This is a genomic window from Pleomorphochaeta naphthae (genome assembly GCF_055396005.1).
On the sequence record NZ_AP042457.1, the window covers coordinates 3,162,634 to 3,180,003 of the forward strand.

Sequence of the window (17,370 nt, forward strand, 5' to 3'; positions counted from 1 at the left end):
GTTGTAGAGAAAAATGCTAGCAATATTGTCTTTATATTACTAGCATTAAATTTTATATTTAAAAATATTATGAATCGAACCTATCCAAATTCATAACCTTAGTCCAAGCTTTTACAAAATCTTCTAGGAATTTCTCCTTAGCATCATTACATGCGTAAACTTCAGCTTGAGCTCTAAGTTGAGAGTTAGACCCAAAAACTAAATCGACACGAGAGGCAGTAAAAACTTGTTTAGACGCTTTTCTATCAATTCCAACAAACTCATTTTTCTCTTTTGAAGTTGGTTGCCACATTATAGACATATCTAGTAAATTTTTAAAATAATCATTAGTTAAAGTGCCTGGATTATTTGTAAAAACTCCTTTTTTAGATTGTTTATAATTAATATCTAATACCCTCAAACCTCCAAAAAGCACAGTCATTTCAGGTGCTGTTAAAGTTAATAGTTGAGCTTTATCAATTAGTAATTCTTCACTTGAAATAGAGAAATCACTTTTTTGGTAATTTCTAAAACCATCGGCAATAGGTTCTAAAACAGAAAAGGATTCAATATCGGTTTGTTCTTGTAGGGCATCTGTTCTTCCTGGTTTAAATGGAACACTAATTTTAGACCCCGCTTTAAGAGCTGCTTTTTCAATACCAACACAACCTCCAAGAACAATAATATCAGCTAATGAGACTTTTTTATCTTTTTCACAAGTTGAGTTAAAATCTGTTTGAACCTTTGTTAAAATTTTTAATATTGTTTTTAGTTTATCAGGTTCATTTACCTGCCAATCAATTTGTGGTTTTAATCTTATTCTCCCACCATTAGCTCCACCTCTGAAATCAGAACCTCTAAACGTTGATGCTGATGCCCAAGCAGTAGAAACTAATTGAGATACTGTTAAATTAGTTGCTAAGATTAAATCTTTTAATTTATCAATATCTTTTGAATCGATAATTTTATAATCTCTTTTTGGAACGGGATCTTGCCAAATAAAAGTTTCTTTTGGAACTTCAGATCCTAAATATCTAGTAATAGGTCCCATATCTCTATGAGTTAATTTAAACCAAGCAGAAGCAAATGCTGTAGCAAATTCATCAGGATTTGCATAATATCTTTTGGCTATCTTTTCATAAATTGGGTCAAATTTTAAAGCTAAATCAGCTGTAGTCATCATTGGTCTATGTTTAATATTTTTATCATGGGCATCTACTACCATATCTTCTTCATCAACATCTTTTGCTAACCATAGATAAGCACCAGCTGGGCTTTTTAGAAGTTCCCATTCATATTTAAACATTACTTTGAAATATCCATTATCCCATTTAGTTGGGTTAGGTTTCCAAGCACCTTCTATTCCACTACTGATTGTGTCTATTCCTTTTCCACTTTTATAGCTACTTTTCCAACCTAGACCTAATTGTTCAATAGGAGCAGCTTCAGGTTCAGGACCAACTAAACTAGCATCTCCTGCTCCATGACATTTGCCAAAGGTATGTCCACCTGCAATTAAGGCTACTGTTTCTTCATCATTCATAGCCATTCTAGCAAATGTTACACGAATATCTCTAGCTGATTCAGTAGGTATAGGTTCTCCGTTAGGCCCTTCAGGATTTACATAAATTAGTCCCATTTGTACTGCAGCAAGAGGATTCTCTAATTCTTTTTCCTTAGTAGTTCTACCTTTTTCAAGCCATTCTTTTTCTGCACCCCAATAAACTTCATCTTCAGGTTCCCAAATATCAATTCTTCCACCAGCAAAGCCTAATAATTTACATCCCATAGATTCTAGAGCACAATTACCTGCGAGTATCATTAAATCAGCCCAAGATAGAGCCCTACCATATTTTTGTTTGATTGGCCATAACAATCTTCTTGCCTTATCTAGATTAACATTATCTGGCCAACTATTTAATGGGGCAAATCTTTGATTACCTGTGTTAGCTCCACCTCGACCATCACTAGTTCTATAAGTTCCGGCACTATGCCAAGCCATTCTTATAAATAAAGGTCCGTAATTTCCCCAATCAGCTGGCCACCAGTCTTGGGAAGCTGTCATTAATTCAAATAAATCTTCTTTAACCTTTTTTAGATCGAGTTTATTGAATTCTTTAGCATAATCAAAATTATCCCCTAAAGGATTAATTAGTGATGAATTTTGATGGAGAATTTTTAAATTCAATTGGTTAGGCCACCAATCTTTATTACTTGTTCCCTTTGTTTGGGGATTAGAACTAAGTCCTGTTACAGGACATCTACTACCACTCATAGAAATTCCTCCTATTAGTTAATAAAGCGACTTATAAGAAAGATTTATGACTTATAAGCATAGTATTAATGTTAGAAGGAAAACTAAGATGTGGTTAATCTTTATAATTAATACTATGAATTTACATTCTTTATTATATCATATAAATATGACCAAAAGTAAAATAATTCTATTTGTGTGAATTATAGGAGAAGGTTAAATATTAATTGTTTTCTTGACTTAATTTCTCATATCTTTTTCTAAATTCTATGATAGGTCTATCTCCTGGAATTAATTTCTCATCCATCCTTGCTGAGCTTTGTTTGGGCAATTGTGTAATAACGACTTTTTTATCTTGGTTTAAAATTATCTTGCTATATATTTTCCCGAAAAATCCGATAATATGTCTAAGGCCCCAAGTTTTCATAAAAGCTTGGTAAAATCTAAGATATATCATAGTGTTTTCATCATCTATTGGAGCAAAAGCTGCAAAAACTCTAACCTTTTCAGCTATAATATTGTGCCAAATATTTGGCATGATAATTTGTAAAGAAAATAAATCTTTTACATCATCCATTTCTTTAGCACTTTTAATCTTAGTTTTTCCATCGTCAACAAGGTTTTTTACATACCAAGTGAGTTGGTTATCCTCCCATTTTGTTTTTGGGCCAAAAACTAAAGTTTTACCACCTCTTCCAATTGTATTATGGTGGACGAAAGGAACATGAACTACATCCATTTGATTTTCAATACACATAGTATAGTGCATTGGCCAATGATCATGTATTTGAGAGTAGTAAAAGTTTTGTTTTAAATCTTCAAAAAATGGGATTGGTGGAAGGTTTTCTTTTTCATCTCCCCAAAAGATCCAAATGAATCCATATTTTTCTTTTGCAATATATGAGTTTACTTTATATCTTTCTGGCACTTTTTCATTTTTTCCATTAGCAGGGATAACAACAACTTTTCCGGTTTTATCATATTGAAAACCATGGAAAGGGCATTGAGGGTGATTATTTACTAATTTGCCAGAACTAATAGATGCTCCTCTATGGCAACATCTATCGAAAATACAAGCTATCTCATTATTTTCATCTCTCCAAAAAACAAGTTTCTCACCAAGCCTTTTAAAGCTAATTAAACCTTTTTTAGGAACTTCTTTAGAATCTAAAACTGCGTACCATTGATTTCTAATCATGGCTAAATCTCCAAGCTCAAATTAGGCTAATAAAATAAGGAGCCTATTGTTTTGTTATTAATATTCTCTTTTTATAAAGGCATAAATGTCTGCAGCTAGAATTAAAGCAATTAAAACTATGGCCGTTACAACAATAGATGGGTACATGTTATTGAAAACAGTAGTGTGTTTAATAATTATTCCAAAATAAGCCCAAACGAAAACCAAACCATAAAAATAATCTCTATTTCTTAGTAGAGTGATTATACCAATGATGGCTCCCACAATAAGGATAAGTATTGTCCAGGTAGATTCAGAAATACCAAAACCCTTCCAACCTAAACTAACTAGTAATGTTGTTGCATTAGCTATTGTTGCAACAGTAATCCAACCAAAATAAATACTAAAAGGTAATTTAACAAAGAATTTTTCTTTAGTACTTAATTTCTCTTCTCTAATTGCACTAACAATTTTTATTAAAGACAATAGAATTAGTATCATAAAAATTATAGATAACCAAATTATTTGATAATGCCAAGTGAAAATCCAAATACTGTTAGCTAAGGAAGATAGTGAAAATAATAATCCAACTTTATTCATTAGTTCATTACTTATTTCATCGTTTTTGTTTATCAATCCTAACTGATAAAAAGTAAATAGACCTAGAAGTAAATATATTATTCCCCAAATAGCAAAGGTAATACCAGCTGGAGCAAATAAGTTTGGATAAGAGTCTGAGATTACTCCTGTATCAACTCCATTTAATGGAAGAGTATTGGCTAAGATGTTAACAACAATCATTAATATATAAGTTAAAACTACAAAAACTTTAATAGTGTTTTTCATTAATTTGCCTCCGTTTTTTTTAATATTATAACACACATATTAAATTTCTATTAATTATTATTTGCTAAATATAAATATTGTATTTTTAAATAGTTTTGTAGTTTATTATTAAATCGAAGGTTTTATAAATATTAATGTTTAATTTTGAGATTCAATTTCATGAAAATATCAGAGAAAGAAAAATAAAATGCCCCGTAGACGATTCGAACGTCCGACCCCTTCCTTAGGAGGGAAGTGCTCTATCCAGCTGAGCTAACAGGGCGAATTACTAGTTTAACATTCAATTTCTTCAAATTGATGTTACTTATGTTTATGCGTAAAATTATCATATTGTATAGTAAGTGTCAATCAAGATAAAAGCAAGAATTTCAACCACAGTGAAGTTAATTAAAAAGGTAAAGTGTAATTAGAATTCTGTCGATTTATTTTACATTTATTTATACTCCAAATAAACTCATTTGGGATAACTTTTTCCCAATTAGTATCATATATTTTCTCCAAACAAATGAAAATTTAGATTTGTGTGATTTATTTTAAAAAACAAAGCAATTGATAACCTGTTTTTAGCGAAATGAATAATATATTTTTTGTACAAACTTCACTAGAGTTAGAATTACAATGGATTTTATCCAATAATATATTAATCCGAAAAATATACAACTAGAACATAATAAGATAGACTTTCTGCATTAGAGCATGCTCATTTTCATAGTAAAGATTTAATTGATTATAATCATGGAAAGAATAAATATTTAAAAACAAGGGTTATAGCTTTTGAGAGAAATACACAAATTAGGTTCTATAAAGTTTGGTCTGTATTTAGCAAATCAAAGAGAAGGTTAAAAAACTAAAAGATCATTCAATTAAATAAAATAATTTATCCTTTAGAAGTTTTATAGTAGATTGAATTAAATTCAAGAAAATAATAAAGCATTATCAAAATTATGGGTATTCTACATAAATGATTCAAAATTCACTTAAGAAAGAAAATAATTAATAATTTATACAACACAATAAATATTTTTTAATGTCGTAAATAATTTATTGTTGTATAGGTAATTGACAACCTATTTTACTCATAACCTTTGAAAATATTGGAGATTAAAGTAAATTTTATAACTAATAGATAAAAGATAAAACTATCATTATATAATAATCCCTAAACTATTAGTGGAGATCTATATGTAAATAATTCTTAAAGCAATGATATTTTTTTGAAATTTAATTGTCAAGCAATCTATTATTTCTAAACTTGTTAAAGTCATAATACCTGTAATTAGCGCATCTAAATATGAAGAAATATGATAGTTCTATAAAATACAATGAGCCTTTTTTATAAAAATAAGTGTTTGTCTAGTAAATTTAATGTTTTCTTCTTTATTTTAATAAATTGTATGGAATTATATAAATTAGATTTTTTGGAAATACACAGTTTATCTAAATTTTGTATATTTATTAGATTCCTTAGTGTCAACAAAACAATGATTTTTGTTACTTAAATCGAATGAATTTAAAAATTTTTCGTAAGTTTAAAAAAAGTAAGGAGTTATGTGTTTTTATATGTATTTGTTTGTAGAGATATGTGTACTAATGTGTCATTTGTGTGAGCTTTGTTGAAAAGCAAAAAGTATGTGGTAATATGAGTTAAAAATTTTCTTTTTAGGAGAGAAAAATGACAAACTTTAATTTAAAAAAAATGTCGACTTTAGTAGGTGTTTCTGTATTTGCGTTGTTCGCTTTGAGTGCAGATCCTCAAATTAGCGGTAGTTCTTATCTTTATTACACTAATGCTGTATCTGAATCAAGTGGAACTTATTCTAGTGATACTTCAGATTCTTATGCTACTACAAATGTTGTTTTAGAAGATTCTACTGACTCAACAGATTTTACATTAGATTTAGATCTTTCTATTGATTCAGATGGTGAGTTATCTGTTACTGCAGATGAAGCTTCTATTTCTTATTCTGATGATTTATTAACATTACAAGCTGGTTGGTCTGAAATTGATTTCGGATATGAAAACTGGTATAACGCTGGAGATGTATTAGGTGATACAGAAACTTTCAATGCTTCAGCAAGTTTAACAGTATTATCTGATGATACTGGATCTTTAGTATTAACTCCATTTACTCAATTACCAATTGATGCTTCTGTTGCTGGTTATGGTCTTGCTGTTAATTATGATTTTACTGCTGAAGAAGGTTTAACAGGTTTAGAAGCTATTGGTTATATCGAAGATGGTGATGTTCAAATTGCAGGAACAATCACAGGTAGCTTAGGCCTTGACTTCGCTGTTGATGGTAAAGTTACAGTAACTGATGTTGATGATTTTGAATTAGGTGCTGTTCTAGCTTATTCAGCTGATGCTGCTTCAACTTATTTAGATCTTTATTATGACAATATCAACGATGATAGTGAAAGTGTTTTAGCTATCGTACCACAACTATATTATGACTTAGATGATACTACTTCAGTTATAGCTTACTACGAAGGTGACTATAATTTTACAACTTCATCATTGTCAAACTGGGCAAGATTAGGTGTTAAGAAATACTTAAGTGATGACTTCTTTGTATATCCATTTGTTGATACTACATTAAGTAGTGACCAAATTGTAGAATTTAACGTTGAAGTTTACAAATCATTCTAAATTAATTGTTTTATAAAATATATATTAAATTAATAAGATAAGATTTAAGAGGGGAGCCGTAATTTATTATGGCTCTTCTTTTTGTGATTACTTATTAGGAAATTTTTTATTTATTTTATTATTGACACTTTATTAAAAAATGTAAAAATAGTATTATATAAATATAATACACATAAAAACGAAAAAGAGTGTAATAATGGAGTTAAAATGAAAACTTTTAATTTAGATAGTATGGTTAGCTCATTGAAACAGTTTACTAAAGTTGTTGAAAAGAGTGTTCCAGTAAAGGATATTATTAAACAATTAGAGTTTAGTAATATAAATAATAAAAAACTACCATCCTTAAAAATTGGATCTCATATAGCATCCCTTCCCATCGTGCAGGGTGGTATGGGAGTTGGGATATCTCTTTCCTCATTAGCTAGTGCTGTAGCAAATGAAGGTGGGGTTGGAGTTATAGCAGCCAATGGAATTGGTCTATTAGATACTAAATATTATCAAGATGGTGATAATGCTAGTGTAAGGGCTTTTAGAAAAGAAATCAGAGTTGCTAGAGAAAAAACAAAAGGTATCATTGGTGTTAATATCATGGTAGCTATTAATAATTTTAAAAAGATGCTCGATGTTGCTATCGAAGAAGCTGTTGATATAGTTTTTATGGGGGCAGGTTTGCCCATTAAGGATATTCCTGTAAAAAGATTGAGAGAAAAAAATATTGCAATCGTTCCTATTGTAAGTTCTGCTAGAGCTACTAATTTGATTTTTAAAATGTGGGGTAAAATTTATAATGATATTCCAGATGCTGTTGTAGTAGAAGGTCCTTTAGCCGGAGGTCATTTAGGTTTCGAAAGAAATCAAGTTAATAATAAAGATTATCAATTGAAGCATTTAATTAAATCAATTAATGAAACCTTAGGTCTATATAAAAAAGAATATAATAGGGATATTCCTCTTATAGCAGGAGGTGGAGTTTATTCGGGAAAGGATATTTATAAAGTAATAAATAGTGGAGCCTCTGGTGTACAAATGGCAACAAGATTTGTAGCAACTGATGAATGTGATGCTGATGAAAGATTTAAATTAGCTTATGTTAATTGCACAAAAGATGATATTGGTTTTATTAAAAGTCCTGTTGGAATGTTAGGTAGAGCAATTAGAAATGATTTTATAAAAAAAAGTGAAGATGGGGTAAAACATAATTTTTCTTGTACATGGAAATGTCTTTCAACTTGTAAAGCAAATGATGCTAATTATTGTATTTCGATAGCTTTAAACAATGCTCGTAAGGGTGAATTAGATAAAGGTTTTGTATTTGCAGGTGCCAATGCTTATAAGATTAAAGAAATAGTTTCTGTTCATTCTTTAGTCTCTTCACTTAAAACTGAGTATATTAAATTTCAAAATATTGAAATTATTAGAAAAGTTAATTCTATGATGGAAAGTGTAAAAAAATTATATGATAAATATGAGAGTAAAATAAAAATCGAAAAAGCTTGTAAAAAAGCTTATGAAAAGGCTCTAGTAAGTTATAACGATGAATTAATTGCTAATCTTAGAAAACAATATAAGATAGCTAAAAATAGTACATTGAATGTACAGATTTTATTAGAAGAAAAATTATTAAAGGCTTGGAAAGTGGTACTTTAATTTTTAATATAAAGCGTATCATGGTTAGAGAATATGACTAAATATTAAAATTTAATTTAGTCATATTTTAGATATTTGATTATAAATTACAAAATGGGTGTGACTTAATTTTGAGTTTTTAAGTTTATTGTATCTCAGTATTGTTATTAAATAGTCAAAGTTATTTTACTTAACTTGATGTGGCTATTTAGTAACAACTGATACTCATTCCTAAATTATTGAATAAAAAGTGAATTAAAGGAAATAAAAATAAATTTTTATTTTGATTCATTTAAGATACTATTATCAAAATTCAATTAAACATTTTTTAAAGAAGGTTATCTACAAAACAGTGTAAAATAGAGAGTAGATAATTTTCCATGATAAAAGTTATTAAAGACGATGTTTAAAAAGTTTTATTTGGTTAAATTTTATACTCATTATTAAATATGAATTTATTAATAGCTTTTGCTATACCATTGTTATCATTTGTATCTGTTGTATATTTTGAAATTTTTTTTATTTCATCAGTAGCATTACCCATTGCAACAGATAAGCCGGAACACATTAACATTTCTTTGTCATTATCATAATCACCAAAAGCCATTACTTGATCAGTTTCGATGTTAAAATAATCAGCTAATAATTTAATTGTATTTGCTTTATTTGCAGATGAGGGTATTATTTCAACGATAAAATCAGCAGATTGAACAATGGTCAGTGATTTTAGATTTAGATCAATTAAAGCTTGTTTTGTTTTAGCAAGTTGCTCTGGATTATCGTTTTTAGCCAACATTTTATAAGGGGCATAATTTTCTTTTTCCCATTTATCTAACTGAGTTTTAAGATTGCCAATTATACCATCGAACCCACATACTGAATATTGGTGTTTATACCAAGGATTGTCATTATCGAAATAATAATCATATAAATCAAAAATTTGAGGAGTTGAATTTGTTGCTTCTATAACTGGGATTACTTTTCTAAGATCGTTTATATCAATTTTAGTGTCTTGAATCACTTTGCCTTCCCACTCAACATAGGCCCCATTAAAACAAGAATAAATACAAGGGATTTCTAATTCTTCAGCTAGGAAGGTTAATCCTCCTTTAAACCTACCCGATACTAAGGCAATTGGAATGTTTTTTTCTTTCCAAGCTCTTTGTAACATTATTTTGTCTTGTTTATTAATTCTTTTTTCAGAATTTAATAACGTTCCATCAATATCTGTGCAGATTAGTTTAATTTCGCTCATTTTTAAATTATACCTTTATTTATCGTTGTTGTCTTTTTTGTATCATGGATCTAATTAAATTTCTAGTATTCTATTTTAAAACTTGATGAGTTATAAAGGTGTGTTATTTAAAGAAGATATGGTTTGAAAAAAGATAAGGAGTTAGCTTGTTGCTAACTCCTATATAATTTATTAATCTATAATTACTGGATCATTTGTTTCTTTTTGAACTTGTTTGAGCAAGTTTTTTAATTTTAACTTTATTTTTTCATAGGAAGGATCTGAAATTAAATTATCTAACTCATATGGATCTTTGTCCAAATCATATAATTCTTCTTTTTGTCCATCAAACCAAACATATTTCCAATTTTCAAATACATACATTCTTCCAGCAATCCGTTCTATATATCCATGTCCATTTGTTTCACACATTAAACCCTTTCTCCATGGTTTTGCTTTAGGATTGAATAAATCTAATAAACTTCTTCCGTGCACTTTTTGGTTAAATTGAAGGCCTGCAGCATCTAAAATAGTTTCAGGAATATCTAAATTACTGACTAAGTCATTATTGACTTGGTTTGGCTTTATAACTTTATTCCATTTAATTGCCATTGGAATTCTCATTACTTCTTGAGACATGTATGAACATTTATCAAAGTGACCTCCATGACTTGCAACAGCATCACCGTGATCTGTCGTCCAGATTATTAGAGTATTCTCATCAAGACCTAATTCTTTTATTTTTTTTAAAACCAAACCTCCTGCATAATCTACCATAGTAATATGAGCATATACTCTTGAAAGTATTTGTTGCCATTCACTCCAACTAAGTGGATTAGGTATTATTAATTTCCCATTTTTTGAAATATAATTATTTTCATCAACACAATGAACATCTGCCTTATTTTGTAAGTTATCAGTAAAATTTTCATATTCTTTTATTTTAGAAGGATTATACATATCTATAAATTCTTGTGTTGGGAAAAATGGTTCATGTGGTCCCCAAAAATCTAACCTCAAATGCCAAGGTTGTGATGTCTTTGTTTTAGCTAACTCTTCTAATTTTTTATTAGCTAAATGTGCGAGGAAGAAAGCTTCATGCGTCTCTTTTGGTGTGAGAGTTTTTCCAACAGCATGTTCTCCGCACCAAAAATCTTCGCAACTATATTCTTGTCCTTCCTTCATTTTTTTGAAGTAATTGCTTTTTCTGTGTGATAAAGTTGAAAAATCTTTTTCAATTAAATGTTTTGCTTTTGGAAGGCCCATCTCTTTTAAATAATCATTATATTCTTTAGTTATATATGGATTCCCATATCCTTCACAACTGAAGCCTTCGCAATTGTGTTCATGCATTGGAGTACTAGGACCTGCATGCCATTTACCATAATAGTAATTTCTATAACCATTTCTTGCTAAAATTCTTAAATAGCTTTCTTCATTATATGGACTATTTGAATCATTATAGTGTTGTTTATGCGTGTGAGCATATAATCCACTTAAAATAGATCTTCTCACAGGGCCACATAATGGAGTAGCACAATATGCATTTTCAAATTTAATACCTTCATTAGACAATTTATCAAAGTTCGGTGTTTTAGGTTTTTCTCCTGATCGCATAGAATGTCTATAATATGCTTGATGATCATTCATTATATAAATAATATTCGGTGTTTTGTTCATTATTTTTTTCCTATATATGTTGTTTTATAAAATTTTATGTGCTTAATGTTTCTTATTTTAAAATGTGTTATCTTTATTGTTTTATAAATAAACGTTATTAGTTTATTTCGATGGATGGTAATCAATTCAAATAAGTATTTTAGACATTGTTTTATGAAATAAATTGCATGGATTTTATGGCACCCTAGCTTTTTTGTTTGAAATAAAAGTGAAGTGAATAAGTTCAAACTGTATCAATTTCACTACTAAATTAAAATCATTTGAATTGAGTAAATAGTTTATCTTCTTACATTTGTTTTACCTTTTTTATTTTGTTTTATAACGCCCAAAAGCATAATTATAGTTAAAATAATGAAGAAAACGCTAATAGGTCTTTTTATGAAGATACTCCAAGATCCCTCTGACATTACAAGTGAACTCCTTAAATTATCCTCTGCTAGTTTTCCTAGTAATAAACCTAATACTATTGGTACTGAAGGAAATCCAAGTCTTATTAAATAAAACATTATAATTCCTGCAAAAACTAGGACATATAAATCAAAAGTAGCTTTACGTAGTGAAAAAGCACCAGCTGTACAAAGTATCATCAACGAAATGGTAATTATTTTTGTAGGGACTTTTGTAACTAGAGCGAAATATTTACTAAAAGCTCTACCTTGAATATACATAAATATATTTATAAATATTAATGATGCCATAATTACATATACTTCAAATCCATAATCTTTAAATAACATTGGACCGGGACTCATTCCTTGAATGGCCAATGCTCCCATTAAAGTTGCTGCAATACCACTTCCAGGAATTCCAAGGGTAAGCATGGGTATTAGTGCGGCTCCAGTTACAGCATTATTAGCAGCTTCAGGAGCAGCTATTCCTTCTAATTCACCTTTTCCAAAATTTTCTGGATTTTTACTTTTTGTTTTTGCTTCGTTATATGCCATAAAAGTTGCAATTACAGGACCAGCAGCTGGTATAGCCCCAATTCCAGAACCGATTAGAGATGATTTGAATATTGTCTTAGCTGATTGTTTTAATTCATTTAGTGATAAGTTGTCATCTTTTTGTAATGATTGATTTTCTAATTTGCTATCATCATCTTTATCATGGTAATAATCATATACTTGAATTAAAACTTGACTTAAGGCAAATACTCCTAACAAGATGCTAATAAACTCAAAACCATTGAATAAATACATAGAATCAAAAGTAAATCTCATAATTCCAGTTATATTATCAAGCCCAACCATACCTAATAAAAAACCAAAACAACCAATAATTATCCCTTTTAGTATGCTTTTACCGCTAACCGCACCGATAATTGATATGCCAAATACTGCTAGCATAAAGTATTCTGGGGGTCCAAAAAGAAGTGCTACTTTAGCAATTAATGGTGAAAATAAGATTAAAGAAATTGCACTAATTAAACCGCCAATACAAGAAGCTGTTAAAGCCATCTGAATCGCTTTTTTAGCATGGCCTTTTTTAGCTAAAGGGTACCCATCTAGTACCGTAGCTGCAGCTCCACCTGTTCCTGGTGTTCCCACTAATATAGCAGTAATTGAACCTCCAAAGCTTCCTCCCCAGGCAATTCCTAATAAAAAAGTCATTGCAATAATAGGACTTAGTGAAAAAGTTAAAGGTAAACTAACAATGATACCTAAGTTTCCTGTTAATCCTGGAATTGCACCAAAAATAATACCAATCAATAAACCAATGTTCATTAACAATAAGTTTTGTGGCGAAAATACTGCAATCAATACATTACTAATATTCATTTGTGCTCCTAATAAATCTACACTAAGGTAACTGAATATATAAAATGAATCTAAATGAGATATAAATAATGAATATAAATATACTCATTATTAACAAATATCTTTTTTTCCCATTTAAAAATAACAATGAAGAAGTTGTAAAAATAATCGATGAGATAATAAACCCGATTTTAGTTAATAAAAAAATGTATGCTACCATAGTTAAAGCAAATGCTAGAATTTTCAATTCATTATTTACTTCTAAAATCATTATGGTGTCTTCTTTTTTTAATAGTGATGTAATACTCAAGATTGACGATAAAATAAATATCATTGCTACAACTATTTTGGGGAAAAATTGTGCATTTAACCCTTCTTCATCTACAGCTATGTGATTTGGTATCATAAACCAAATCACAGCTGAAAAAATCATAAATAATATTCCGGATAATAAATTTTGTCTTATTTTGATTTTCAAAATAGTCTCTCCATTTTTTATTTAATTGAAGTAATATTTCCTAAATTATTTTCATATTCATTTAAGAAAGCTAAAATATCCTCAGAATCTCTTATATCCCATATAATGTCTTGAATTGCAGTTATCTCCTTTCTGTATTCTTCATTTTCTAAAACATTTTTAATCGAGTCATATAATAAATCTATAATTTCTTGATCAGTGCCTTTTCTTATTGCAAAAATTCCAAGCATGTCATTATTAAGTTTATAACCGTAATCATAGATACTATGTATTTCATTTCCTAAGGGATCTACAAAGTCCTGTTCACTCATCATAGCAATATTTACTAAATCACCATTTTTTATGTAATCTTTTGCTGAACTTGTACTAGTAACTAAAACATTAGTGCTACCACTCAATAGGTTTAATATACCTTTTGACCCATTTTCATATGTAATAGTATTATAATCACTTCCTAGTGCTTCAAATAATTGTTTTTGAGTTTCATATATTGGTTTACCCTTACCAGGACTTCCGAATAAAATTTTATTATTTTTTGCATATTCTACTAAATCTTCCATAGAATAAATATCAGTGTTTTTAGGTGCCGTATACATTCCAAATACAATAGAGTCACAACTGATTATGGGAGTAAAATCATCTTTTGTATAAGCAACCTTTTGGGCTTTTGGTGTAAAGGATAAAAGAGAACTATTTGTATAAATTATAGAATCAGTATTAGGATCTTCATTTAAATAATTAGTCATCCCAATGACACCTCCTGCTCCTACAACATTTTCAACAATTACATCTTTATTAATTTCTTCTTTTAGATATTTGGCGATGATTCTACACTTGATATCAGCAGCTCCCCCACCTGCATATGGAACAATTATTTTTAAAGTTGATTTTGGATAGTCTAGTTTATCTTCTAAATTAGTAGACGTTTCAACAGCTCCTTCATTCTTTATCGAATTGTTTTTAGAACAGCCTGTCACCAAAGATGTAATGAGAATTACCAAGCTAATAAATAATACAGTTTTTTTCATTTTCATAATTTCCCTCCAAAGAATATATGAGTTATTGTATTCACATTTTCGTAAAGTATATTTTGATTATTAATAGTATAAAATGCCATTTGGCATAAATGTTAAGATTTTTAAAAAATTATATTTAAATAAGTATTTAAACTTAAAGTTAGAATAAAAGAAAATGTTTTGATAAACATTAGAAAAAATAAACTTTAAAATCTTACTTCTTAATGATAATATTTAACTAATATAAGGATAAAATATGACAATCGAAGAAATAATAGAAAGTAATCCTCAGTTAAATGAACTCATGGAAAATATTCCATTGAGCATTATGAATAGAATGTTTTATAAAAAATATAAAGCAAACACTGTCATTTTTTACAAAGGCGATCCTCTCAGTTATATATATGTATTATTTAATGGTGAAGTTCAAATTTCAAATATTTTTAAGGATGGCTGTCTTTTTGAAATTCAGCGAAATAATAAAATATCATTTATAGGAGAGCAAACTGTTTTGGCTGGTAAAAATATAGCTTCTGTTACAATAACCGCTCTTAAAGATAGTGAGTTCATATTAATTCGTAAAAATGATTTTTTAAAATGGCTTGAATTAGATCATAAGTTTTCTCTTTTTTTATTAAAAAGTTTAGCGAAAAGAAATTATAATAATTCTAAGGAATTAGGCTCAAAAGGTTATTATTCTAAACAGTATTTGTTAGAAAAGTATTTGTGTACGCAATTTGAAAAAAATGAAAAGGCTTTAGTTATTATAAATAAATCAAGACAAGAATTAGCTGATTGTATTGGTACTAGTTTAAGAAGTTTGGAGAGAGGTATTTCAAAATTAAAGAAAGAAGGAAACATTTCAATTGTCAAAAGAAAAATTACTATTAATCAACTTCAATACAATCGAATGATAAAAAATATAAATCAATAAATGCCATATGGCATTTTATTATATTATTTATCTATTTAAAATTCAGCATATAAAGATTGAGTAATAAAAATTATGTATATAGATAATTAATATTTCATTGCTTTTTAAAGAGCTTTTTTATTTAGTATTATTAAATCAATAGGAAAAACTAGGGGAAAAAATGGAAAAAACTAATATTGTATTTATTCTTTCCGATGATCATGGTCAATGGGCTATGGGAGCTTATGGTAATAAAGAAGTTAAGACTCCAAATTTGGACAAATTAGCACGCGAGGGAATTTTATTTAATAATTTTTATTGTACTTCTCCTGTATGCTCACCAGCTAGGGCTTCTATATTAACAGGTAAAATGCCTTCTCAACATGGCGTGCATGATTGGATTGGAAATGGTTGTGTTAAAAAACAGGATTATGAACATATAGAAGTAAGTAGAAAAAGATATATTGCTTCTCTTGGCAGTAATGCAGAAGAGAATTATCATAACATAGATAATGATGAAAAAGTTCCTTATAAAAATATCTCACAATACAATTTTGTAAAGCACGAAACAGATGAACCAATTCAGTATTTAAAAGATAGTCTCTCTTATACTGAAATTCTAAATGATAATGGCTATGCGTGTGGAATAGTTGGCAAATGGCATTTAGGAGATAGTGCCACTCCGCAGAAAGGTTTTTCTTATTGGTCTGTGATTGGTAAAGGTGGATGTATATATCATCTTCCTGATTTTTATCGCAAGGGTAAATTAGAGGTCGAGGATGAATATATTACAGATATTATTACGGATGAAAGTATTGATTTTATTAAAAATTGCGTAAATAAAAATTCTCCTTTTTGTATAAATATAAACTATACAGCTCCTCATTCTCCTTGGATTAAAGAAGATCAACAAGAACAAGTTTGGAATTCTTATAATGATTGTAATTTTGATAGTGTTAAAGATGAAGGAATTCATCCTTGGCAAGTTGATAAGAGACACCCAGGTTTTGATAATCCAGTGAAACGTAAATACATGTTACAAGGTTATTTTAGTGCAATCACATCTATGGATAACAATATTGGGAAATTAATGGATGAATTAGAAAGTTTAAATATTTTAGAAAATACAATAATTATTTTCACCTCTGATAATGGAATGAATTTGGGTCAACATGGTATTTGGGGTAAAGGAAATGGAACTTTTCCAATGAATTTTTATGACTCAAGTATTAAAGTTCCTACTTTAATTTATAAAAAAAATTCTAAGATAAACGGTGTTGTAAATAATAATATGTACAGTCATTATGATTTTTTCCCAACAATTTTAGATTGGTGTAAAATCGATTATAATTTGGATTCAACATATCCAGGGAGTAGTTTTGCAAATCTTTTTGATTCAAATGATAATTGTAGTAATGAAGTTTTAGTTGTATTTGATGAATATGGTCCAAATAGAATGATTAGAAATAATAAGTTTAAATTTATTCATCGATATCCATATGGTCCGCATGAATTATATGATTTACAAAATGATCCAAATGAAATAACTAATTTACATAACAATGATAAATATAAGGATGTGATTATTGAACTTGAAAAGCAATTAACTGCCTGGTTTGCAAAATATACTAACCAAGGGGTGGATGGCCTATCTCTTGGTGTTAATGGTAATGGTCAATTTTGTGAAGTAGGTCTAAGAAGTAATGGGAAAAAGCCTTTTAAAGGTTCTTTTCATTTGGATTATGATACTATGTAATTTT

General features: G+C 28.8%; 12 protein-coding genes and 1 tRNA gene. 4 read left to right on the top strand and 9 right to left on the bottom strand.

The genetic code is table 11. The features are described 5' to 3' along the window. Positions 1 to 67: 67 nt before the first annotated feature. The 4 genes from katG to ACZ5SO_RS14390 form a co-directional block, all read right to left on the bottom strand. On the bottom strand, positions 68 to 2,254 hold the full coding sequence (gene katG / locus ACZ5SO_RS14375) for a catalase/peroxidase HPI (RefSeq protein ID WP_464625533.1): 2,187 nt from the start codon (positions 2,252 to 2,254) through the stop codon (positions 68 to 70). A 202-nt stretch (positions 2,255 to 2,456) separates the two neighbouring features. Then, the gene (locus ACZ5SO_RS14380) at positions 2,457 to 3,431 is read right to left on the bottom strand and encodes a Rieske 2Fe-2S domain-containing protein (RefSeq protein WP_464625534.1); all 975 of its coding nucleotides are present in this window, start codon (positions 3,429 to 3,431) and stop codon (positions 2,457 to 2,459) included. A 57-nt stretch (positions 3,432 to 3,488) separates the two neighbouring features. Continuing rightward, on the bottom strand, positions 3,489 to 4,256 hold the full coding sequence (locus ACZ5SO_RS14385; RefSeq protein WP_464625535.1) for a tryptophan-rich sensory protein: 768 nt from the start codon (positions 4,254 to 4,256) through the stop codon (positions 3,489 to 3,491). Positions 4,257 to 4,444: 188 nt separating this feature from the next. Beyond that, a tRNA-Arg gene (locus tag ACZ5SO_RS14390) sits at positions 4,445 to 4,518 on the bottom strand. 1,410 nt (positions 4,519 to 5,928) lie between these two features. On the opposite strand from ACZ5SO_RS14390, the gene ACZ5SO_RS14395 reads away from it, so the two are divergent. Then, positions 5,929 to 6,906: a hypothetical protein gene (locus tag ACZ5SO_RS14395; protein ID WP_464625537.1), complete on the top strand. Its 978-nt coding sequence runs from the start codon at positions 5,929 to 5,931 to the stop codon at positions 6,904 to 6,906. A gap of 207 nt (positions 6,907 to 7,113) precedes the next feature. Then, positions 7,114 to 8,553 (top strand): NAD(P)H-dependent flavin oxidoreductase, encoded by a 1,440-nt coding sequence (locus ACZ5SO_RS14400; protein ID WP_464625538.1) that lies wholly within the window; start codon positions 7,114 to 7,116, stop codon positions 8,551 to 8,553. 403 nt (positions 8,554 to 8,956) lie between these two features. On the opposite strand, the gene ACZ5SO_RS14405 is transcribed toward ACZ5SO_RS14400, so the two are convergent. The 5 genes from ACZ5SO_RS14405 to ACZ5SO_RS14425 all read right to left on the bottom strand — a co-directional run bounded on the left by ACZ5SO_RS14405 (position 8,957) and on the right by ACZ5SO_RS14425 (position 14,715). Beyond that, positions 8,957 to 9,787, bottom strand: a complete 831-nt coding sequence (locus tag ACZ5SO_RS14405) for a Cof-type HAD-IIB family hydrolase (RefSeq protein ID WP_464625539.1) — start codon at positions 9,785 to 9,787, stop codon at positions 8,957 to 8,959. 171 nt (positions 9,788 to 9,958) lie between these two features. After that, positions 9,959 to 11,446: a sulfatase-like hydrolase/transferase gene (locus tag ACZ5SO_RS14410; RefSeq protein ID WP_464625540.1), complete on the bottom strand. Its 1,488-nt coding sequence runs from the start codon at positions 11,444 to 11,446 to the stop codon at positions 9,959 to 9,961. 278 nt (positions 11,447 to 11,724) lie between these two features. Beyond that, complete coding sequence (locus tag ACZ5SO_RS14415) at positions 11,725 to 13,224, bottom strand: tripartite tricarboxylate transporter permease (RefSeq protein WP_464625542.1); 1,500 nt, start codon at positions 13,222 to 13,224, stop codon at positions 11,725 to 11,727. Positions 13,225 to 13,246: 22 nt separating this feature from the next. Next, positions 13,247 to 13,681, bottom strand: coding sequence for a tripartite tricarboxylate transporter TctB family protein (locus ACZ5SO_RS14420; protein WP_464625544.1), 435 nt, complete (start codon positions 13,679 to 13,681; stop codon positions 13,247 to 13,249). A gap of 17 nt (positions 13,682 to 13,698) precedes the next feature. Then, on the bottom strand, positions 13,699 to 14,715 hold the full coding sequence (locus ACZ5SO_RS14425) for a tripartite tricarboxylate transporter substrate-binding protein (protein ID WP_464625545.1): 1,017 nt from the start codon (positions 14,713 to 14,715) through the stop codon (positions 13,699 to 13,701). A gap of 238 nt (positions 14,716 to 14,953) precedes the next feature. Between ACZ5SO_RS14425 and ACZ5SO_RS14430 the strand changes: the two genes are divergently transcribed. Next, entirely contained in the window at positions 14,954 to 15,631 is a 678-nt protein-coding gene (locus ACZ5SO_RS14430; RefSeq protein ID WP_464625547.1) for a Crp/Fnr family transcriptional regulator, read from the top strand. A 160-nt stretch (positions 15,632 to 15,791) separates the two neighbouring features. Further along, positions 15,792 to 17,366 carry a sulfatase-like hydrolase/transferase gene (locus ACZ5SO_RS14435; protein WP_464625549.1) on the top strand — a complete coding sequence of 525 codons (1,575 nt, stop codon included), beginning with the start codon at positions 15,792 to 15,794 and terminating at the stop codon, positions 17,364 to 17,366. Positions 17,367 to 17,370 lie beyond the last annotated feature (4 nt).

Excerpts from the sequence above, each read along its gene's own strand:
- ACZ5SO_RS14425 (WP_464625545.1), bottom strand. The coding sequence starts at position 14,715 with ATGAAAATGAAAAAAACTGTATTATTTATTAGCTTGGTAATTCTCATT.
- ACZ5SO_RS14405 (WP_464625539.1), bottom strand. The coding sequence starts at position 9,787 with ATGAGCGAAATTAAACTAATCTGCACAGATATTGATGGAACGTTATTA.
- ACZ5SO_RS14435 (WP_464625549.1), top strand. The coding sequence starts at position 15,792 with ATGGAAAAAACTAATATTGTATTTATTCTTTCCGATGATCATGGTCAA.
- ACZ5SO_RS14395 (WP_464625537.1), top strand. The coding sequence starts at position 5,929 with ATGACAAACTTTAATTTAAAAAAAATGTCGACTTTAGTAGGTGTTTCT.
- ACZ5SO_RS14410 (WP_464625540.1), bottom strand. The coding sequence starts at position 11,446 with ATGAACAAAACACCGAATATTATTTATATAATGAATGATCATCAAGCA.
- katG (WP_464625533.1), bottom strand. The coding sequence starts at position 2,254 with ATGAGTGGTAGTAGATGTCCTGTAACAGGACTTAGTTCTAATCCCCAA.
- ACZ5SO_RS14385 (WP_464625535.1), bottom strand. The coding sequence starts at position 4,256 with ATGAAAAACACTATTAAAGTTTTTGTAGTTTTAACTTATATATTAATG.
- ACZ5SO_RS14400 (WP_464625538.1), top strand. The coding sequence starts at position 7,114 with ATGAAAACTTTTAATTTAGATAGTATGGTTAGCTCATTGAAACAGTTT.
- ACZ5SO_RS14415 (WP_464625542.1), bottom strand. The coding sequence starts at position 13,224 with ATGAATATTAGTAATGTATTGATTGCAGTATTTTCGCCACAAAACTTA.
- ACZ5SO_RS14430 (WP_464625547.1), top strand. The coding sequence starts at position 14,954 with ATGACAATCGAAGAAATAATAGAAAGTAATCCTCAGTTAAATGAACTC.
- ACZ5SO_RS14380 (WP_464625534.1), bottom strand. The coding sequence starts at position 3,431 with ATGATTAGAAATCAATGGTACGCAGTTTTAGATTCTAAAGAAGTTCCT.